Origin of the sequence: Cobetia sp. SIMBA_158, from assembly GCF_046566945.1 — a bacterium.
Lineage (GTDB): Bacteria > Pseudomonadota > Gammaproteobacteria > Pseudomonadales > Halomonadaceae > Cobetia > Cobetia amphilecti.
On the sequence record NZ_JAWJYL010001014.1, the window covers coordinates 1 to 239 of the forward strand.

Annotated in this window: 1 protein-coding gene; it reads left to right on the forward strand. The window is 57.3% G+C overall.

Annotated features, from left to right (window positions below):
* On the forward strand, nucleotides 1–239 hold a 239-nt coding region (locus tag R2R70_RS22865), incomplete at both ends, for a DedA family protein (protein WP_410979326.1).

A 239-nucleotide genomic window follows, 5' to 3' on the forward strand; every position in this document is an offset into this window, starting at 1 on the left:
AAGCATTGCTGGAACACTTTATTACCCAATCTACCGTGTATTCATTGATGGCGGTGGTGTTGGTGGCCTTTCTGGAGTCGCTGGCGCTGGTCGGTTTGATTCTACCCGGTACGGTGCTGATGGCGGGGCTGGGAGCGCTGATTGGCAGCGGCGAGTTAAGTTTCTGGCACGCCTGGCTGGCAGGGATTGTCGGTTGTCTGCTGGGCGACTGGATCTCCTTCTGGCTGGGCTGGCGTTTT